A 19,382-nucleotide genomic window follows, 5' to 3' on the forward strand; every position below is an offset into this window, starting at 1 on the left:
TACCCGCCCGTCGGCGATTGACTCGTCACCGGTTGTGGTGAATGGCGCGAAAACCCGAGCCTTAAAACCAATGATCTTGGGTACGGCGTACCGCCTCGCCGTCCGGAAGGTCTTTGTTAGGGTCGCCAACCGTGAGCGAACTCCTCGGCCCGCGGGTCATCGGCGGCCGGACCTACGACTTCTCCCGCCAGGTCGTCGTGATGGCGATCGTGAACCGCACGCCCGACTCGTTCCACGACCGGGGCCGCACGTTCGCGCTGGAGAAGGCGACCGAGGCGGTGACGAAGGCGGCCGCCGACGGGGCCGACTGGATCGACATCGGCGGGGTGCCGTTCGCGCCGGGCCCGGAGGTCACCGCGGCCGAGGAACTCGACCGGGTGCTGCCCGTCGTGGAGGCCGCGCGCGGGCTGGCGGGGGTCTCGGTCGACACGTTCCGTCCCGAGGTCGCCACCGCGGTGATCAAGGCGGGCGCCGGGATCGTCAACGACACGTCCGGACTGCGTGACCCGGCGATGGCCGACGCGGTCGCCGGCACCGACGCGCAGCTGGTGATCTGTCACAGCCTGGCCGCGCCGCGCACCGAGTACCCGAGCCCGCGATACGGCGACGTCACCGACGAGGTGGGCGCGTTCCTGCGGGCGAAGGTGGAGCTGGCGCTGTCCCGCGGGGTCCGCCCGGACCAGATCATCATCGACCCGGGTCACGACCTCAACAAGAACACCTTCCACTCGCTGGAACTGTGCCGCCGGCTCGACGAGATCGCGGCGATCGGCTACCCGATGCTGGCGGCGCTGAGCAACAAGGACTTCATCGGCGAGACCCTGGACCGCCCCCAGCAGGAGCGGCTCGCCGGGACCCTGGCCACGGTGGTCTTCTGCATCACCCGGGGCGCCCGGATCATGCGCGTGCACGACGTGAAGGCCGCCACCGACGCGATCCGGATGACCGAGGCGATGCTGGGGTGGCGCGAGCCCGCCTACACCCGCCACAACATCTAGTCGTAGGGCAGGGTGCCGAGCAGGTCGGCCATCCAGGGCTGGGTGGGCACGGCGTCGGGGCCGAGCACCCGCATCGCACCGAGCACCGTGATCAGCATCCCGGAGGCGAAGAAGTCGCGGGCCTCCTCGGCTGAGGCGCCGGTCAGGTCGCGGACCAGGGTGAACAGGTCGCCGTAACACTTGCGGACGGCGTCGCCCAGGCCCGGGTCGGCCGCCGCGGCGAAACCGTGCAGCAGCACCACCAGCAGGTCACGCTCGGCGAGCAGCTGCTTGTAGGCCATGCCCAGCCCGCGCAGGCTCGGATCCTGCGCGGCGGCGGCGCGCCACATCTGCTGCACGCGCTCGTTGGCATAGCGCATGGTGGCCAGGAACAGCTCCTGCTTCGAACCGAAGATGCGGATCACATACGGCTGTGACACCCCGGCGATCCGGGCCACCTGGTCGGTCGTCGTGCCTGCATAACCGCCCTGCGCGAAGGCGGTGACAGCCGCCTCCACGAGTTGCGCGTGGCGTTCCTGGGCGGTGAGGCGGGTCCGAACCATGTTGACAGGTTATCAGTCGATGCATACCTTCGTTAGTTATCAGTCGATTACAACTACGGGGAGCATCGTGACCACCCTCGCCGCGAAACCCACGCGAACCCGCCCGTTCGGGCTGGTGATCGCCGCCGTCGGCATCCCGGCCTTCATGGGCGCGCTGGACAACCTGGTCGTCAGCACCGCGCTACCGGTCATCCGCACCGAGCTCGGGGCCTCGATCGCCGACCTGCAGTGGTTCGTCAACGCGTACACCCTGCCGTTCGCCGCCTTCCTTCTCACCGCGGCCGCGCTCGGTGACCGGATCGGCCGCCGCCGGATGTATCTGTTCGGCATCGCCGTCTTCACCGCGGCCTCGGCCGCGGCCGCCCTGGCCACCGAGCCCTGGCAGCTCACCGCCGCCCGCGCGGTGCAGGGCATCGGCGGCGCGGCCATCGCGCCGCTCTCGCTGACCCTGCTGGCGGCCGCGGTCCCGGATCGACTGCGCAACGCGGCGGTCGGCATCTGGGGCGGCATCACCGGCCTCGGTGTCGCGCTCGGCCCGGTGATCGGCGGCGCGGTCGTCGACGGCCTCACCTGGAACTGGATCTTCTGGGTCAACGTGCCGATCGGCGTCGGCGCGCTGATCCTGGCCGCGATCGTGCTGGACGAGTCCCGCGGTGGCGCGCGCCGCCTCGACCCGCTGGGCCTGCTGCTGTCGTCCAGCGGCATGCTGCTGCTGATCTGGGGCATCGTCGACGGCCCGGACCACGGCTGGACCTCCGGCCGGGTGCCGGTCATGCTCGCCACCGGCACCGCGCTGATCATCGCGTTCCTGGTCTGGCAGTCGCGCAACCCGGCGCCGATGCTGCCGCTGAGCCTGTTCCGGTCGCGGTCGTTCAGCCTGGTCAACGTGGTGACGCTGACGTTCTCGGCGGGCGCGTTCGGGTCGGTCTTCCTGCTCGCCCAGTTCTTCCAGGTCGTGCAGGGACTGACCCCGCTGGAGTCGGGGCTGCGGACCCTGCCGTGGACGGCTGCGCCGATGGTGGTCGCCCCGCTGGCCGGCATCTTCGGAGCCCGGCTCGGGCTGCGCAACCTGGTGGTGGCCGGGCAGGTGTTCCTGGCCGCCGGCATCCTGTGGATCGGGCTGGCCACCTCGACCAGTGCGAGCTACTCCGACTTCGTGGGCGCGTTCCTGCTGGCCGGTGTCGGCATGGGGTTGACCTTCGCACCGATCAGCACGATCACCCTGGCCAGCGTCGACGAGCAGCAGCGCGGGGTGGCGTCCGGGGCGAACAACACGATCCGCGAGTTCGGGGTGGCGTCCGGGGTGGCCGTGCTCTCCTCGATCTTCAGCAGCCACGGCGGGTTCGCGAGCGGTCAGGACTTCGTGGACGGCGTGGTGCCCGCGGTCCTGACCGGAGCCGCCGTCCTCGCGGTCGGCGCACTGGTGGCCACCAGGTTGCCCGGCAAGATTTGAAACATCCTGTTGCGCGTACGCAACATGGCTGCAACGATGACCTTCAATTCTGCGCCGCCCGGTAATCGTGTGGTCCCCGGCACCGTCCTCGCCGGATCCGATCACGCCACGCTCTCCCCGGACCGGACGGCGCGGGACCCGTGAAAGTGAGCAGCGTGTGCCGGCCCTCCGACCGGCACACGCCTCCCGCCCCGGCGGCCTGTCTGCCGTCCACAAACGGTCGCCGGGGCTTTTCACCTCTCTCTTAACCGATCTGCACCCACACGTCGTCGAGCGTGCCGTGGAACTGGTCGTTGTTCTGCCCGACACCCTTGCCGCCGACGGTGAACGGCTCGTGCGTCTCGACCGACAGCTCGACCGGCACCGCGACCACCGACTCGAGGCGGTCGTCGACCAGGATGGCCAGCGTGGGACCGGTGCGCCGGCACTCCAGGGAGTGCCACTCGCCGTCGGCCACCGAGGTACGGCTACGCGCCACGTACACCGTGGTCCCGGTCTTGTCGCTCATCCCGCAGCTGGGCTTGCCGGAGAGCCCGTCGACCTGCAGCTTGTACTGCCCGCCACCCTTCGAGTAGCCCTTCTGCAGGATGTTCTCGCCCCGGCCGGTCTCCGCCGGGGACAACTGCACACCCGCCCCGTACCGAAGGGGCCGGTCCTTGGGGTTGAGATCGTCGGTGTCGCCGGTCTGCAGGATGAGCCGGGGGCAGTCGTCGCCGGCGCACTTGGCCGGGAAGGCCAGGGCCTGGCCGTTGCCGTTCGGGACCATCCGCGGCATGGCGCCGTGCCGGGTGACCGTCCGCAGGAGGTGGCCGTGCCCGGACCCGTCGTCGAAGGTCCCGTCGGCGATCGTGGTGTCGAAGTTGTACGCGGCGACGTGATCCGCGGCGAGGGTGGCCGACTCGGTGCGCGGCGCGACGCCGGAGAACTCGACGTACCGTTTCCGGCTCATGCCGCCGACCAGGGTGAAGTCGCCGACCGCACTGATCGAGCCGAGCCACGGGCTGGCCGCCAACTGCCGGGTGCCGGCCACGCCGTTGGCCTGCGGCGCCCATTCGAGAAGGTTGCCCTCGCGGTCCACGGCGGCCAACTTGCCCCGCATCACCGAACCGTCGGTGCAACTGCCGCGGGTCCCGTTGTTCGTGGTGGTGCAGGCCTTGTCGAAGTGCCCGCCCACATAGACGGTGTCGTCGAGCACGGTCACCGCCTGCGCGTCGCCGTCGAACACGCGGGTCCAGCGGGTCTGACCGTCCCGGGTGTACGACACCGCCCGCCCACCCTGCCCGCCGAGCGCCGCGTACACCCCGTCGTCGTGTGCGGCCAGCGCGAACACCTGCGAGACCGGCTTCGGCAGGAACGTCTTGTCGAGCGCGCCGGTGCCCGGGTCGACGGCGGCGAGCCGCAGTGTCGAGCGCACGTCGTTGGTCTTGTGGAAGCTTCCCCCGAGGTAGACCCGGTCGGTGGTGACGGCGAGCGCGTTCACGGTGTCGTCGGTGGTCGGCGCCCACGCGTCGAGCGCACCGGATTCGGCGGTGAACGCGGCCAGGTTGGCCCGTGGCCGCCCGTCCACCGCGGTGATCCGCCCACCCAGGTAGATGCGCCCGTGTCCGGCGGCGATCGCGTTCGGCTGCCCGGCCACGACGTGCTTCAGTGACGTCACCCGACCGTCGGACCCGTCGATGCCGGCGACCGCGTCCCGGGCCTCGCCGTTCACCGTGTCGAAGTCACCCGCCGCGTAGACGACACCCCGGTCGACGGCGAGGGCCCGGACGTTGGCGTCGGCGACGGGCTTCCAGTCCCGCAGCTCACCCGTACGTGCGTCGAAGGCGGCCAACCGGGTTCGTGGCTGGGCCTTGCCGCCGGCCGAGGCGGTGGTGAAGTCGCCACCCACGTAGACGGTGTCCCCGGCGTAGGCGACGGCATAGACGGGACCGTTGAACGAGGGGGTGACGGAGGGTTGTGAGGAGACGATCTCCGCGAAGGCCGTGCCACCGGCTGCGACGAGAACCGTCGCGACGCCGGTGATGATCGCACGACGCAGCACCCTTTTGCCTTGTTTGGGGATATTTGCCACGTAGGTAGCTAACTTCCGAGATCGGCAAAAGTCGCGGCGGGCACTATGCTCCGGCGTACGTCATCGAAGGAGGGGAATGTCGTGCCGCATCGTCGCCGCACCGCCGTCACCGCCGCCCTGGTCATGGCCTCGGCCGCGCTCGCGGCCGGCTGCGACGGGGTCGAGATCGAGATCCCGGCCGGATCACTGCCGGCCCCGGTGAGCATCGCCCCGATCCCCTCGGCGTCGGCCGGGCAGCCGGAGTATGTGTGCACCGCCGTCTACAAGGTCCTCACCGAGGGCGCGGTCCGGCTGGCCGAGCACACCGTGAACGATGACGCCGAGGGCCTCAAGCACACCTTCGCCGACATGGCCGCCCAGATCTCGGCGGCCGGCGAGCGGAGCACCGACGCCGCACAGCGCGCCGCCGCCGGCCAGATCGCCGACGCCCTGGCGAACGCCTCCCGGCAGGGCGATCCGAAGGCTTTCCTGACCGGCGACTTCGCCACGATCGGCCAGAAGATCGACGGCACCTGTACGTAGTTCGGTGGTGGCGAACGTTGCGGATTCGCCACCACCGTTCCGCGTTACTTGGTGGGGCAGCGCATCCAGGAGAAGTGGTAGATGGTCTCGATGCTTCCGTCGGTGGAGTCCATCGTCAGGTAGCTGACGTCGGTCGACGTGCCCTTGGTGACGCGCAGCTCGGTGTTGATGTTGAGGTTGCGCTGCTCACCGCAGGGCCGGAAGACCTGCGACGCGATCGGCACCGAGTCGCTGGCGATCCAGTTGTCGTCCAGCGGCGCGGCGATCGCGTGGTTGGCGTAGCTGCCGACCGTCATACCCTGGAAGTAGTAGTTCGCCCGCTGCTGCGCGACGGCGCCGCGCTGGAGGTACCCGTAGCCGCGGTAGTCCACCTTGGCGATCGCGAAGGTGAATCCGGCCGGCGCGTGGACCAGGACGTTGAGCTGGCAGTTCTTGCGGTTCTCGGTGACCGCGATGTTCGGGCCCGCCTGCGCCAGGTAGGCGCTGTAGATCGCGGTGAAGGCGGAGTTGTCGGGCGAGATGGCGACGTCGGCGGTGCCCGGCGCGCAGCCCGAACCGGCCATGGCGACCAACTCGATGGACATCTCACCGGTCGGCGGCGGGTCGACGATGACGATGATCGCCGACGCCGGCGTGGCGCCGAGCAGCGTGGACGCGAGAAGCGCCAGCGCCACCACGCCACGGGTTAACAACCTTTTCATTTTCACCCCTTCGGGGACGGGAACGGACGGGCCCAAGCTATTGATGCATGTCAATAGAAGTCAACAGCCGTACACCTCGCAGGAGCACCTATTGATGTCCATCGATAAAGAGGAGGGCAAGGCATCAACCTGGCAAAAGCTGGCAAACTAGAACACGCTTTAAGCGAAATAAGCATATTTGCCCGGCGACGAGACCAGCGTCAATGCAACTTGCACGACCCCGCGGAGATCAATAAGTAATTCATCCTTGTAAATACGATAGGGCCGCCACTACGGTGGTCGCGGATGCGCTGACCGCCGTTCTGGAATGGTTCCAGATTTTCCATACTGTGGCACCCACCCGTTCCCCGGAAGGAAGTCCATGAAGAACAGCAATCGCGTGATGGCGGCCGTGCTGACCACGGCCCTCGCCGTCCCGCTCGCCGCCGCCCCCGCCCAGGCCGCCGCGGCCGCGCCGGCCATCACCGTCGAGGTGATCGCCAGCAACGGCTCGGGCTGCGCCCCCGGCACCGCCTCGGTCGTCAGCAACGGCGACAACACCGGATTCCGCGTCAAATACCGGGACTTCGTCGCCGAAGCCGGTGGCGGCGCCGCCGTCGTCGACAGGCGCAAGAACTGCCAGCTCGGCGTCCTGGTGACCATCCCGGACGGCTGGACCATCGCGATCGCCTCGGCCAACTACCGCGGCAAGGCCTTCCTCCGCTCCGGCGCCAGCGCCCTCCAGCGCACCAGCTACTACTGGCAGGGCACGTCCACCACCGAGCGTAAGGACGTGACGTTCACCGGCCCCCTGAACGGTCTCTGGACCACGTGGGACGTCGCGCCCGTGCTCACCTACGCCGAGTGCGGCTCGCAGAGCGTGCTCAACATCAACACCGAGCTGCGGGTCGACGCCGGCACCTCCAGCGGCACCAACAGCATGTCGATGAACGTCACCGAGGGCGACGTCGACACGCTCTTCAACTTCAGCCTGTCCTCCTGCTGACTCCTGGCCACTCCGCCCGGCTGGCCGTCACCGCCAGCCGGGACCGGCTCACCCCGCATCGAAACAGCCGGACAGCAGGCGCAACGCCACCGGCAGCCGATCGGTCGCCACCGATCCGAAGCCGATCACCAGACCGTCCCGATCAGGCGGCCCCATCGCGAAGTGCGCCAGCGTCTGCACCGCCACCCCGGCCCGCGCGGCGCGTCCGACCACGGTGGCGGCCCCGGTCCGGACCTCCGGGCGCAGGTGGGCGGTCAGGTGCAGGCCGGCCGTCGACGGCACCGGGACCAGCCACCGGGACAGCTCACCACGCAGGGCACCGAGAAGCAGGGCACGGCGTTCGCCGTAAACCCGGGTGACGGTACGCAGATGCCTGGCGAACAGCCCCTCGTCGAGGAACGCGGCGAGCGCCGCCTCGGTGCCGGGATCACTGTGCTGGACGGTGACCTCCCGAGCCCGAAGCAGCGCCGGGCGCAGTCCGGCCGGGGCGATCAGGAACCCCAGCCGCAGCGCCGGCAGCATGGTCTTGGAGAACGATCCGACGTAGACGACCCGGCCCGCGGCATCGAGGCTGTGCAGCGGCTCCAGCGGCCGGTTCGCGAAACGGAACTCGCTGTCATAGTCGTCCTCGACGATCGCCGCGTCGTGCCGCCCGGCCCAGGCGAGCAGCTCCCGTCGCCGGGCCAGGGCCATGGTCACGCCGGTCGGGAACTGATGCGACGGTGTGGTGTAAACCAGTCGGGCGTCGGCCGGCAGCGCGTCGACGATCAGGCCCCGCGAATCCACCGGGACGCCGACCACCCTCGCACCCTGGGTCTGGAACAACGCACGGACCTGCGGATATCCCGGATCCTCCACGGCGACCACGTCGCCCGGCGCCAGCAGCACCCGGCCGATCAGGTCGAACGCCTGCTGGGCGCCGCTGGTCACCAGCACGTCGGCGGCGGTGGCCCGGACCGACCGGGCGGTCCCCAGGCGTCGGGCCACGGCCGCGCGCAGCGCCGGGTTTCCGGCCGGACCGGCCCGGCGGCCCTCGATCAGGGTGGTGAGCCGCGTCTCCCGACCGACCAACCGACGCCAGGCCGCCAGCGGGAACAGGTCCGCGTCCGGCGTTCCGACCCGCAGGTCATAGCGGGGTACGGGCGGAGCCGGCCCCGTTTCCGACGCCCAGATCGGGCGGGGGCGCAGGCTGCCGCCGGGTGTCACGGAAGCGGGGCGGAGGCCACCACCGGCTTCGACATACGTCCCGGATCCGACCCGCGCGGTCACGAATCCCTCGGCGACAAGCCGCTCGTACGCGGTGGCGACGGTGTTGCGGGACACCTCGGTGGCCCGGGCCAGCTCCCGGGTGGGCGGCAGCCGCTCGCCGGGCCGCAGCCGTCCGTCGAGGATCGCCTCGCGCAGCTGCCGATACACCTGAACGACCAGGTCGTCGGGCCCGTCCAGGTGCACCTCGAAACTCATTGGCCCTCTCAGATCACGCGGAATTGGCTCTTGGAGGATGCCAATGTAGCGCTCAGGCTGGTCGGCATGACACGTGTGGACTTCTACTTCGACGCGGCCTGCCCGTTCGCCTGGATCACCTCCCGGTGGATCCTCGAGGTCCAGACACTGCGCCAGATCGACCTGAGGTTCCGGCCGATGAGCCTGTTCGTGCTCAACGAGGGCCGCGAGCTGCCGGAGTGGTACCGCGACCTGGTCGACCGGTCACTCGGACCGGCCCGGGTGGTCACCGCCGCCGCTCGGCACCATGGTGAGGAGGTGCTCGGAGACCTCTACACCGCACTCGGCACCCGGATCCATCCGCAGGGCGACAAGGACTTCGACGCCGTGGTCGTGGCGGCGCTGGCCGAGGTGGGACTCCCGGCGGCACTCGCCGAGGCCGCCCGCGACACCGGATACGACGAGGAACTCCGCCGGATCCACCACGAGGGCGCCGACGTCGGCACACCGACCATCCACATCGACGGGGTGGCGTTCTTCGGACCGGTGCTGTCCGCCATCCCCCGCGGCGAGCAGGCGGCGGCGATCTTCGACGGCGTACGGGCGCTGGCCGCCCATCCCGACTTCTTCGAGCTCAAGCGCACCCGTACCGGAACGCTGTCGTTTGAATGAATGCGGAGGTGCGGCGGCGCGGGCACGTAGGCTCGGACGCATGATCGATAGGCCGGTTCGCATCGGGCTGCAACTGCAGCCGCAACACATGGACTACGCCACCATCCGCCGCACCGCCTCCGAAGCCGAGGACCTCGGCCTCGACGTGCTGTTCAACTGGGACCACTTCTACCCGCTTTCCGGCGAACCCGACGGTCTGCACTTCGAATGCTGGACGATGCTCGCCGCCTGGGCCGAGTCCACCTCACGGGTCGAGATCGGCGCCCTGGTCGCCTGCAACAGCTACCGCAATCCGGAACTGCTCGCCGACATGGCCCGCACGGTCGACCACATCTCCTCTGGCCGCCTCATTCTCGGCATCGGTTCCGGCTGGTTCGAACGCGACTACACCGAATACGGCTACGAATTCGGCACCGCCGGCGGCCGCCTCGACGACCTGGCTGTTTCATTGCCGCGGATCGAGTCCCGCTGGGCTCGTTTGAATCCGCCGCCGACCCGCGACATCCCGGTCCTGATCGGCGGCGGAGGCGAGAAGAAGACACTGCGCCTCACCGCCAAACACGCCGACATCTGGCACAGCTTCTCCGACACCGCGACGCTGGAACGCAAGCTCGGCATCCTGCGCGACCACTGCAAGGACGTCGGCCGCGATCCGTCCGAGATCGAGATCTCGGTCATGGGCAAGGCCGAGGACCGCGACAAGATGTACGAGCTCGGCGCGCGACTGTTCACGATCCACACCGGCGGCCCGACACCGGACCTGACGGAACTCCGCGAGTTCCTCGCCTGGCGCGACAAACTCAACGCATAGGGACCGAAGCAGAATTCATCCCGCCGGCTGGGCCGGAACATCCCGTTCCGGCCCAGCCGGCGCGACCGTTCCCGGGCGTCTCCATCACGGCATCCTCCTCAGCCCTGGCCCTCCTTGATCACGTTGAACCGGGTTGGAGTCAAGGGTGTACAGCCAGACGGACAGTCCACAGCGACCTCCGCCAATGCTGAATGACACCTTCGCAAGGAGGCATCTCGATGTCGGACCAGGCACTGGACACCGAGCGGTTGTTGCGAGGCGTAGCCGATCCGGCACACGTCTTCCCGCCTGTCGTGTATGTCCCCTGCACTCCCACGCAGGCTGGTGCGGAACAGCGAGACAGCGAGATGACGATCGAGCTGCGGCAGACCCGCGACGGCCGGCTCGCGCTGCTGGTCTACTCGGCGATGGACCGCTTGATCGCCCACTGCGGGCCCGCTCAACCATGGACCGTATTGGCCAGCGAGGACCTCGAACGGATACGTCTCGCCACTGGTTTTGCCCTGATTCTTCTCGATCTGGACATCCCGAAGCAGTTCCGGCACGCGGGGAACGCGATCTGATGGCCGAAGAACTCGTCGTCGATCTCCTGACTCTGGAGGCGATCAGCGAACGTCTCGCACGGTCGGCGAACGCCCTCGACGAGACCGGACGAACGGCTCCCAGCATGCCGGAGGCCGGTGATGTCTCCGGAATCATCGGTGAGGCGTTGGGGCACCTCACCGAAAGCGCCGGCAACCTGGCCATCGGGATGATGGGCGCCGGTGAGCAGGCCGACGCGGCTCGCCGGGCCTATGCAGCCCACAACCAGGCGGCGGCGGACTCCTTCCGGGGGTACTGATGCCGATCGACACTCACATTCCCGGCGAGCCGTCCAGTATCCGAGCGTCAGCGACGTGGCTGCGAAGCTCATTGGCCACCGCGGTCGACCAGGCGGTGACCGACCTGCTGGCCGTCCGGGACGAGGCCGCCGTCGGCTGGACCGGCGATGCCGGGCCGGCCTTTCACGGCAACATGGACTCCGGCGGGCGGCAAGCGGACGGCCTACGCACCGATGTGGAACGCGTAGCGCGGTCGCTCGACACCTACGCCGACGATCTGACCACCGCCCAGATCGGCATGGAACGCGCACGAGGCATCGCCCGCGACGGCGGGCTCGCCCTGGCGGGCGACACCATCCTCGACCCGGGTGTCGGCCCTCCACGTCCCGCAACACCCTCCTCCGGCGCAACCGCCGATCAGATTCAGATGTACGACACGCAGGTCACCGCCTACAACGCCCACATGACCAAGGTCAATACGTACGCGCAGGCAGAGGCGCAAGCGAACTGGGCTCACGAAGTCCGAGCCTTCGGCCGGGACACACTGAACAACGCACTGGAAGACCTCCGGAAGAAGCCGGTCCTCGTCGCAGCCGGGTTCGTCAATGAGGGCGTCATCGGCGGGTTCGCCGCCCAACACGTCAGCAAACTGAAGAAGGCCGGTGAAGCGCTCAAGGCGGAGTCCGACGCCGCCATCAAGGGGTACATGAGGGAACGCGGCGGAACGCCGAAGGCGAAGGCGCTCAACGATCTTTCCTGGAAGAAGTTCCTGGAAGCGGACGAGTTCGAGCGGAAGGCCGCCCGGGCGGGCTCGAAGATCGGTGCGCGGATTCCGATCGCCGGACTGGTGATCACCGCAGCAGACATCGGCTACGACATCCACACCGGCAAACCTGTCGGCAAGGCCGTTGTCAGCGGCGTCGGAGGCGCCCTCGCCGCCGCCGGGACCGGCGCGCTGATCGGCACGGCGATCGGCGGACCGGTGGGCACCGTCGTCGGGGCCGGCGCCGGCATCATCGTCGGAATGGCGACCAGCGGAGCGCTTGACGCCGCATATGATCGCCTCCCGGAAGGCACACAAAGGCGATCGAGGACGGTTTCCGTACGATCGGAAACGGGGTCGGCAACGCCGGCGAGGCACTCGGTGACGCCGGGGAGGCCGTCGCCGACAATGCGAAGAAATTCTGGAACAGCATCTTTTGATCCGACTCACGAAGGCGTACACGCGAATGCCGCTGGAATCCGCCCCACCTACCGGATGGCCGGCACCTCACCGCTCCGTAGGCCGCGTACTGGCAGCGGCCTTTCTCGCTCTGATCAGCGGCCTCATCGCGGTCGTCTCGGTGGCTGCCGCGGTTACCGGTGACGTCCTAGAATCCATCGGATTCGGCTTGGCCGCCATCCTCGTCGGCCATGTCACCGCCATCGGCATCACGGGTCTGCGTCGCCCTGGGCCGGCGACCGAGCCTCCCGGGACCGGCCTCGACGATCGGGGCGAGAGCGGGTTGGCCTTCCCGTATTCCCGGGTGCCCTACTACTTGCTCACGGTGACGTTGGCGCTTGTCGTGCTGCTCGCCGGAGGGTTTGCCGTCGCGGCGGCCGCCGGCGGCAGTGTTACCGGCTGGGTGCTGGCGGCCGTCTCCGGAGGTTTCGCCGTCTTCGTCGGCTGGTTCCTCCTCACCCTGTTACGCCTCGCTCCGGGCATCATCGTGCTGACCCCTTCCGGGATCTACCATCGCTCCCTGGTCCTCGAACATTTCGTCCCCTGGGACGCGGTCGTCGACGTCCAGGCCCGCGAGGGTCCCAACCCGTGGATCACCGTCAAGGCGCTGCCCATGGACGGCACCCGCATACGCCACCACACCGGGCGTCTGCATGCCTTCGAGGGAGGACTCCTCCCGTTCCTGGTCGCCCGTACCTCATGGCTCGGCGCCAATGCGGTACCGGCATACCAGGCGATCAGGTTCTATTTCGACCATCCGAACCAGAGACCCCTTCTCCATTCCCCTCGTTAGTCTGGTCGACAGATTTCCGAATCATGGAAGCCGTCGTGTGACTTCTATCCGCTTTCCGGCGAACCCGACGGTCTGCACTTCGAGTGCTGAACGATGCCCGCCGCCTGGGCCGAGTCGACGTCCCGGGTGGCGATCGGCGCTCTCGTCGCCTGCACCGGTTACCGCAATCCGGAACTGCTCGCCGACATGGCCCGCACGGTCGACCACATCTCCGAAGGCCGCCTGATCCTCGGTATCGGCTCCGGCTGGTTCGAGCGTGACGCACCTTTTGTTCGTTGTTCGGCTGCCAGCCCCAACATACCGTCACCCGCGCCGTAGCCTGCCGCTGAAATCGACGTCCGGGCGACGATTCCGTCGAGCCCCGGACCTACCCGGCGCAGCCGCACCAGCACGACCGGTCAGGACTGCTCCGCGGAGCAACAGGTGCAGCCCGGCCGGCATCCACACGCGTCGTCCGCTCCCCCGGCGGCCATCGGCTGCGGCGTGACGGCTCCGGTGATCGGGACGGCGCAGCAGGCGTCGCCGCGCCATGCCTCACGGCCCTCTTTCACCGCGACCGCGGCGATCACCAGCGCGGCGATCGGGTCGGCCCAGGACCAGCCGAACAGGCTGTTGACCGCGAGGCCCACCAACAACACCGCCGACAGATAGGTACACAGCAGCGTCTGCTTCGAGTCCGCGACCGCCGACCGGGAGCCCAGTTCGCGGCCGGCGCGGCGCTGCGCGTACGACAGCCCCGGCATGATCGCCAGCGACAACGCCGCCAGCACCAGGCCGATCGAGGAGTGCTCGGCCTCGGCGCCGCCGATCAGCGCCCGCACCGATTCCATGCTCACGTAGGCGGCGAGGGCGAAGAAGGACACCGCGATGATCCGCAGCGCGACCTTCTCCCGGGCCTCGGGGTCACGGCCGGCGAACTGCCACGCCACCGCGGCGGCCGAGGACACCTCGATCACCGAGTCCAGCCCGAACCCGATCAGCGCCGTCGAGGACGCCATCGTCCCCGCGGTGATCGCGACGACCGCCTCGATCACGTTGTAGGTGATCGTCGCGGCCACCAGCAGCCGCACCCGGCGGTTCAGCACGCTGCGGCGCTCCGGCGACGGACCGGTCAGACCGATCTGGATCAACGGCCCGCCCATCAGCAGCAGCCCTTCTCCGCCGAGCCCGGGCACGCCTCCGGATCGACGGCCAGGACCACTCCGAGCAGATCACCCAGGGCGTGCGCGAGCCGCGGGTCGGCCAGCTCGTAGCGGACGCGGCGGCCCTCCGGGACGGCGACCACCAGACCGCAGCCGCGCAGACAGGTCAGATGATTCGACAGGTTCTGCCTGGTCGTGCCCAGCAGCTCGGCCAGCTGGCCGGGATAGCCGGGGCCGTCCCGCAACGCCAACAGCAATCGGGCCCGGGTCGCATCCGACAGGGCATGCCCGAACCGGGCCAGCACCGCACCGTGAGTCAGCATCTCCACCCCTCGACAGTACATCGAATGCTGTACTGTCGCCGGCCGAACCCCTTTCGAAGGAGCATCGTCATGGCCTGGCTCGCGTTCGCCCTCTACCTGACCGGCGTCCTCACCGCCTTCGGGCTACGGACCTGGCTGCACCGGCGCCGCACTGGCGACACCGGCCACCGCCCCACCCGCCCACCGGCCGGCACCGCGGCCTGGTGGGCTCAGATCCTGATGGCCGCCGGCCTGGTCGGCGGACTCGCCGCACCACTGCTGGACGCCGTCGGCGTCATCGACCCCATCCCGGCCCTGACCCACACCGGCACCCAGCTCACCGGCCTGATCATCGCGGCCGCCGGATTCCTCGGCGTCCTTGCCGCCCAGCAGGCCATGGGCGCCTCGTGGCGGATCGGCGTCGACGCCGCGGAGCGGACCACTCTGGTCACCGGCGGCATCTTCGGCCTGGTCCGCAACCCCGTCTTCACCGCCATGATCACCGCCACCGCCGGGGTCACCGCCATGACCCCCACCTGGGCGCAGCTGCCGGTCCTCGCCGCCGTGATCGCCGGCATCGAGCTCCAGGTCCGCGTGGTTGAGGAACCCTACCTACAGGCCATGCACGGCGCCGCCTGCACCGAGTATCACCGGCGCACCGGCCGCTTCCTGCCCCGCTTCGGCCGGGCCACCACCCACCCGGCCTGACACGGTCACCCCGGCTTGACCGCGTGCCGACGGTCCACCACGCCCGCTTCGGTGCGATCGGCCTCCACGGTCCGGAGGCCGGCCGGTGATGCCTCCCGGCCCCCTCGAAACGGCGCGAGGCCACCGCTCGGCCTCACGGTGCCCCGGGATGCTCCTCCGCGCCCCTTCGGAAGGGCTACACCGTGGACGAAGCAGACCGCCGGGCCGGCGGCGAGCATGCCGAGGGCGCGGTGCGGGCGATGTCGCCGCTGGGGCGGTCAGCACGAGAACGCCGTGGGTGGCGGCGGGCGTGATGTAGGGCCATCGGGCCGGGGTCAGGTAAGCGTTCCTGCTCTTGTCCGTCCGCCGAACGCCACGAAGGGGATCACCGCGAGAGCCAGCGCGCCGCCGATGATGGAGAGGGTCGCGTAGCTGGTGGCGGCCATGATCATCCCGCTGGCGATGCCACCTCCGGCTCCGGCGAGAGCGACGCAGACGTCGACGGCGCCCTGGGTCCTGGCGCGGGTGTCGGCGGGTGCGTTGTCGGTGATCATGGCGGTGCCGGCGACGAGACCGAGGTTCCAGCCGAGGCCGAGCAGGGCGAGCGCGACGGTGAGCAGGACCACCGAGTCGTCCGGTGCGGTGGCGGCCACGATGCCCGCGGCCAGCAGCGTGCTGCCGGAGGCGACGGCGACGGGGATGCGGCCGAGGCGGTCGACGAGGATGCCGGTGATCGGGGACGGCAGGTACATGGCGCCGATGTGGACGGCGATGACCAGGCCGGTGGCGTGCAGGTCGTGACCGTGGGCGTGCATGTGGACCGGGGTCATGGTCATGACGGCGACCATGACGATCTGGGTGAGGACCATGGTGACCGCTCCGGCGGTCACACTGCCGGCGAAACGACGGCCGGACCCGGTGGCCGCGGCAGCACCGGACGAGACCGGGACCGTACGGGAGAACAGCAGCGGGTCCGGGCGCAGCAGCAGGAACAGAACGATTCCAGCGATGCCGTAGGCGACGGTGGCCAGCGCGAACGGCCCGGCCAGCGCGGGGATGCCCCATTGCTGGGCGAGGGCGCCGATGGGGGCGACGAGGTTGGGCCCGGCGACGGCGCCGAGGGTGGTGGCGACCAGGATCGTGCTGACCGCCCGGCCGCGCCGGTCGGGGGCGGCGAGATCGGTACCGGCGTACCTGGCCTGCAGATTGGTGGCCGTGCCCGCGCCGTACACGAGCAGGGACACCAGGAGCAGTGGGAGGTTGTCGAGAACGGCGGCCAGGACCACACCGGCGCCGCCGATCGCTCCCGCGGCATACCCGGCGGCCAGACCGGTACGACGGCCGAGCCGGTGCGACAGTCGGCCGACGAGGACGGCGGTAGCGGCCGAACCGCCGGTGAACAGCGCGGACGGCAGACCGGCGAGGCTGGTGGTGTCCAGCATGTCCTCGGCGAGCAGCGCGCCGACGGTGATGCCGGCGGCCAGCCCGGCGCCGCTGAAGATCTGGGACGCCATGACGACGGCGAGCGTACGCCGCTGGACGGTCTGCTGGTCGACGGTGGTTGTCATGCGGAGGTGTGTTCCTTGCTGTCGCGGGGGTGGGTCTCGTACATACGGGCCCAGGCGAACAGGCCGGATGCGGCGGTGAGGGCGGCGACGGTCCATACGGCGGCACGGATGCCGGCCAGGTCGGCGACGATCCCGGCGAGCAGGGCTCCGGCAGCGAATCCGCCGTCGCGCCACAGCCGGTAGACGCCGACGGCGCGGGCCCGCCAGCCGGGGTGGGCGACGTCGGAGATCGATGCCAGCAGGGTCGGATAGACGGCCGCGGTGCCCGCGCCGAGCAGCACCGCCGACAGTGCCCACATGACGAACGTGTCGGCAACGGCGAAACCCGTGAGGGCCACAGCTTGGGCGAGCATGCCGGTGACGATGAACGGTTTGCGCCCGTACCGGTCGGAGGCCGGTCCGGTGACGAGCTGCCCGAGCCCCCAGACGGCCGGGTAGAGGGCGGCGAGCACACCGATCTGGGTCAGCGACAGCCCGGCAGCGGCGAAGAGGACCGGGAAGAGCCCCCAGGCGAGACCGTCGTTGAGGTTGTTGACCATCCCAGCCTGGCTGGCCGAGGAGAGAGCCGGTTCGCGCCAGCTCGTCAGGGCGAACACCTGCCGCGTCGACAGGCCGCTGTCGGCGGTGGCGTGGGTGGCGGCTTCGCGACGGGCGTGCTCGCGGGTCTCCCGGACGAAGATCAAGGACAGACCGAGGCCGAGTACGACGTACGCGGCGGTGAGCAGGAACGGTGCGGGACGGAGCCCGTGCTGCGCGGCCAGTGACCCGGTGGCCATCGCGGTGGCGGCGACGGCGAGATAGCCCGCGGCTTCGTTCAGGCCCATGGCGAGTCCACGGCGGGCCGGCCCGGCCAGGTCGATCTTCATGATGACGGTGGTGGACCAGGACAGGCCCTGGTTGATGCCGAGCAGCACGTTCGCGGCGACGATCCAGCCCCAACCGGGAGCCCAGATCAACATCGCGGGTACGGGGAGGGCGGCGAGCCAGCCGGCCAGCAGGACGGGTTTGCGGCCGTAACGGTCGGACAGCGTACCGGCGAAGAAGTTGGTGGCGGCTTTGGTGATGCCGAACGCCAGGATGTAGGTGAGCGCGGCGGTGTAGCCGTCGAGGTGGAACTCCTGCTCGGCGAGTGGGGTGAGCACGGTGCGCTCGGAGCCGAGGACACCGCCGACCAAAGCGTTCACCACCACGAGCAGGGTGAACTGGGCGGCGTTGACGGCCAGGCCGAGCCGCGGGCCGTTCACCACCGGAGCGGTCACCGGCTCTCCCGCAGCGGGTTGCCGGTGGCGGCGGCCCAGTCGGCCGGTCCGCCGACGAGCACGCCGAGGTCGTGGTGACCGGCGCGTTCGAGCAGGGTGACGGCGGTCATGGCGCGTTCGCCATGCCCACACATCACGATCTCGATGCCGGCCGCGGCGGCGGGGTCGGTGGGCAGGTCGCCGAGTTCGAGGTGGGTTGCGGCGGGCAGGTGCCCGGCCGCGTACTCGCCGGCTTGGCGGATGTCGAGGACCGGGCCGTCGACGCGGTCCGGGGTGACGAGGCGGGTGGTGGAGACCGGGCCGGTCCAGGCGGTCATGCCGCCGTCGAGTTCGCCGATGATGTGCTCGACGCCGATGTTCAGGGCCGGCCACAGGATGTCGGCGGGGTCCTGGTCGGCGTTACGGACGATGATCACGGGAGCGTCGCGGTCGACGAGCCAGCCGAGCCACGTCGCGAACTGGGCCCGCAGCGGAATCGCGACCGCACCGGCGATGTGGCCGGTCACGACGTCGGCGACCGGGCGGACGTCGACGGCGATCGCACCGTCTGCCAGCAGCCGTTTCACCTGGTCAGCGGCGAGGGCGGGCAGGACCGGCGGTCCGCTGACAATCGCCGGGCCTTGCCGGTTGACTTCGGCCAGCCATCGGAAATAGGCCGGATAGGTTCCCAGCGAGTCGAGCAGGTGCCGGGCGAAGGTGTCGGCGTCACGCGCGTTCAACAGCGGATTGCCGGTCTTCTCCGCGCCGATGGTGGAGGCGCGTGCCGTGCCGGGCGGCGCCGAACAGAAAGAGCCGGCCCCGTGGGTAGGCCACACCCGGGTGTGGTCGGGCAGTTCGGTGAGCCGGCGCAGGGAAGCGTACTGGGCATGTGCGAGTTCCATGGCTCGGTCGTCGCCGAGCAGGTCGGTGCGTGCGGCCGAGCCGACGATCAACGACCCGCCGGTGAACACTCCCACCGGGACGGTGCCGTCGAGCAGCAGGAACGACAGGTGCTCGTCGGTGTGCCCGGGAGTCGCGAGGACCCGCAGGGTGAGGCCGCCGAGGTCGATCTCGTCGCCATCACCGAGGCCGCGGTGGTCGAACGCGCGCATTCCGGCTGCCGAGGCGAGGATCTGCGCGCCGTCGGTGGCCGCCAGTTGCACCGCGCCGGACAGGAAGTCGGCGTGCAGGTGGGTGTCGGCCGCCCACGCAATGGTCAGCTCGCGCCGCTCGGCTGCGGCTCGCACCGCTCGCAGGTCTCGCGGGGCGTCCACGGCCAGGGCCCTGCCGTCGCCGACGTCGAGCAGGTAGGCACTGTTGCCCAGTCCTTCGTCGATCAGTGGCACCAGGTGCATGACACTCCTTCTCCTGTGTGGCGACCCTCCTCGCGAACTTCTACACTATTCCATGA

General features: G+C 69.8%; 21 protein-coding genes. 12 read left to right on the plus strand and 9 right to left on the minus strand.

Annotated elements, in window-relative coordinates:
- Positions 1-200: 200 nt before the first annotated feature.
- Positions 201-998, plus strand: coding sequence for a dihydropteroate synthase (folP, locus tag Q0Z83_RS27765; RefSeq protein ID WP_378079222.1), 798 nt, complete (start codon positions 201-203; stop codon positions 996-998).
- On the opposite strand, the gene Q0Z83_RS27770 is transcribed toward folP, so the two are convergent.
- Positions 995-1,540: a TetR/AcrR family transcriptional regulator gene (locus Q0Z83_RS27770; RefSeq protein ID WP_317796948.1), complete on the minus strand. Its 546-nt coding sequence runs from the start codon at positions 1,538-1,540 to the stop codon at positions 995-997. The two genes, folP and Q0Z83_RS27770, sit on opposite strands and share 4 nt — an antisense overlap.
- A 67-nt stretch (positions 1,541-1,607) precedes the next feature.
- Between Q0Z83_RS27770 and Q0Z83_RS27775 the strand changes: the two genes are divergently transcribed.
- Positions 1,608-2,993, plus strand: coding sequence for an MFS transporter (locus tag Q0Z83_RS27775; protein ID WP_317796949.1), 1,386 nt, complete (start codon positions 1,608-1,610; stop codon positions 2,991-2,993).
- A 244-nt stretch (positions 2,994-3,237) separates the two neighbouring features.
- Here the strand turns inward: Q0Z83_RS27775 and Q0Z83_RS27780 are convergent, their stop codons facing one another.
- Positions 3,238-5,034, minus strand: a complete 1,797-nt coding sequence (locus Q0Z83_RS27780) for a LamG domain-containing protein (RefSeq protein WP_317796950.1) — start codon at positions 5,032-5,034, stop codon at positions 3,238-3,240.
- Positions 5,035-5,145: 111 nt separating this feature from the next.
- On the opposite strand from Q0Z83_RS27780, the gene Q0Z83_RS27785 reads away from it, so the two are divergent.
- Positions 5,146-5,586, plus strand: a complete 441-nt coding sequence (locus tag Q0Z83_RS27785; protein ID WP_317796951.1) for a hypothetical protein — start codon at positions 5,146-5,148, stop codon at positions 5,584-5,586.
- 44 nt (positions 5,587-5,630) lie between these two features.
- Here the strand turns inward: Q0Z83_RS27785 and Q0Z83_RS27790 are convergent, their stop codons facing one another.
- Entirely contained in the window at positions 5,631-6,287 is a 657-nt protein-coding gene (locus tag Q0Z83_RS27790) for a DUF4360 domain-containing protein (RefSeq protein WP_317796952.1), read from the minus strand.
- Between the two features lie 361 nt (positions 6,288-6,648).
- Here Q0Z83_RS27790 and Q0Z83_RS27795 point away from each other — a divergent pair, with 361 nt between their 5' ends.
- Positions 6,649-7,272: a DUF4360 domain-containing protein gene (locus tag Q0Z83_RS27795; protein WP_317796953.1), complete on the plus strand. Its 624-nt coding sequence runs from the start codon at positions 6,649-6,651 to the stop codon at positions 7,270-7,272.
- Between the two features lie 48 nt (positions 7,273-7,320).
- On the opposite strand, the gene pdxR is transcribed toward Q0Z83_RS27795, so the two are convergent.
- Positions 7,321-8,736, minus strand: a complete 1,416-nt coding sequence (gene pdxR, locus Q0Z83_RS27800) for a MocR-like pyridoxine biosynthesis transcription factor PdxR (RefSeq protein ID WP_317796954.1) — start codon at positions 8,734-8,736, stop codon at positions 7,321-7,323.
- A 66-nt stretch (positions 8,737-8,802) separates the two neighbouring features.
- Between pdxR and Q0Z83_RS27805 the strand changes: the two genes are divergently transcribed.
- From Q0Z83_RS27805 to Q0Z83_RS27835, 7 genes are all read left to right on the plus strand, one after another.
- The gene (locus tag Q0Z83_RS27805; protein ID WP_317796955.1) at positions 8,803-9,387 is read left to right on the plus strand and encodes a mycothiol-dependent nitroreductase Rv2466c family protein; all 585 of its coding nucleotides are present in this window, start codon (positions 8,803-8,805) and stop codon (positions 9,385-9,387) included.
- Positions 9,388-9,427: 40 nt separating this feature from the next.
- On the plus strand, positions 9,428-10,198 hold the full coding sequence (locus Q0Z83_RS27810) for an LLM class F420-dependent oxidoreductase (RefSeq protein ID WP_317796956.1): 771 nt from the start codon (positions 9,428-9,430) through the stop codon (positions 10,196-10,198).
- 218 nt (positions 10,199-10,416) lie between these two features.
- Entirely contained in the window at positions 10,417-10,761 is a 345-nt protein-coding gene (locus Q0Z83_RS27815; protein ID WP_317796957.1) for an SAV_915 family protein, read from the plus strand.
- Positions 10,761-11,039, plus strand: coding sequence for a hypothetical protein (locus tag Q0Z83_RS27820; protein ID WP_317796958.1), 279 nt, complete (start codon positions 10,761-10,763; stop codon positions 11,037-11,039). The genes Q0Z83_RS27815 and Q0Z83_RS27820 overlap by 1 nt, the downstream gene beginning before the upstream one ends.
- Positions 11,039-12,385: a WXG100 family type VII secretion target gene (locus Q0Z83_RS27825; RefSeq protein WP_317796959.1), complete on the plus strand. Its 1,347-nt coding sequence runs from the start codon at positions 11,039-11,041 to the stop codon at positions 12,383-12,385. Before Q0Z83_RS27820 ends, Q0Z83_RS27825 begins: the two co-directional genes overlap by 1 nt.
- A 25-nt stretch (positions 12,386-12,410) precedes the next feature.
- Positions 12,411-13,034 carry a hypothetical protein gene (locus Q0Z83_RS27830; RefSeq protein WP_317796960.1) on the plus strand — a complete coding sequence of 208 codons (624 nt, stop codon included), beginning with the start codon at positions 12,411-12,413 and terminating at the stop codon, positions 13,032-13,034.
- A 93-nt stretch (positions 13,035-13,127) separates the two neighbouring features.
- The gene (locus Q0Z83_RS27835; RefSeq protein ID WP_317796961.1) at positions 13,128-13,352 is read left to right on the plus strand and encodes an LLM class flavin-dependent oxidoreductase; all 225 of its coding nucleotides are present in this window, start codon (positions 13,128-13,130) and stop codon (positions 13,350-13,352) included.
- A gap of 80 nt (positions 13,353-13,432) precedes the next feature.
- On the opposite strand, the gene Q0Z83_RS27840 is transcribed toward Q0Z83_RS27835, so the two are convergent.
- Both Q0Z83_RS27840 and Q0Z83_RS27845 read right to left on the minus strand, forming a co-directional pair.
- Positions 13,433-14,176 (minus strand): cation transporter, encoded by a 744-nt coding sequence (locus tag Q0Z83_RS27840; RefSeq protein ID WP_317796962.1) that lies wholly within the window; start codon positions 14,174-14,176, stop codon positions 13,433-13,435.
- Positions 14,176-14,520, minus strand: coding sequence for an ArsR/SmtB family transcription factor (locus tag Q0Z83_RS27845; protein ID WP_317796963.1), 345 nt, complete (start codon positions 14,518-14,520; stop codon positions 14,176-14,178). The genes Q0Z83_RS27840 and Q0Z83_RS27845 overlap by 1 nt, the downstream gene beginning before the upstream one ends.
- Positions 14,521-14,568: 48 nt before the next feature.
- Here Q0Z83_RS27845 and Q0Z83_RS27850 point away from each other — a divergent pair, with 48 nt between their 5' ends.
- Positions 14,569-15,186, plus strand: coding sequence for a methyltransferase family protein (locus tag Q0Z83_RS27850; RefSeq protein ID WP_317796964.1), 618 nt, complete (start codon positions 14,569-14,571; stop codon positions 15,184-15,186).
- A 314-nt stretch (positions 15,187-15,500) separates the two neighbouring features.
- On the opposite strand, the gene Q0Z83_RS27855 is transcribed toward Q0Z83_RS27850, so the two are convergent.
- From Q0Z83_RS27855 to Q0Z83_RS27865, 3 genes are read right to left on the minus strand one after another with little or no spacing between them, the layout of a single operon-like run.
- Complete coding sequence (locus tag Q0Z83_RS27855; RefSeq protein WP_317796965.1) at positions 15,501-16,733, minus strand: MFS transporter; 1,233 nt, start codon at positions 16,731-16,733, stop codon at positions 15,501-15,503.
- The gene (locus tag Q0Z83_RS27860) at positions 16,730-17,992 is read right to left on the minus strand and encodes an MFS transporter (RefSeq protein ID WP_317796966.1); all 1,263 of its coding nucleotides are present in this window, start codon (positions 17,990-17,992) and stop codon (positions 16,730-16,732) included. Before Q0Z83_RS27860 ends, Q0Z83_RS27855 begins: the two co-directional genes overlap by 4 nt.
- Positions 17,989-19,326 (minus strand): MBL fold metallo-hydrolase, encoded by a 1,338-nt coding sequence (locus Q0Z83_RS27865; protein ID WP_317796967.1) that lies wholly within the window; start codon positions 19,324-19,326, stop codon positions 17,989-17,991. Before Q0Z83_RS27865 ends, Q0Z83_RS27860 begins: the two co-directional genes overlap by 4 nt.
- Positions 19,327-19,382: the final 56 nt, after the last annotated feature.

This window comes from Actinoplanes sichuanensis (assembly GCF_033097365.1).
GTDB classification, from domain to species: Bacteria; Actinomycetota; Actinomycetes; order Mycobacteriales; family Micromonosporaceae; genus Actinoplanes; species Actinoplanes sichuanensis.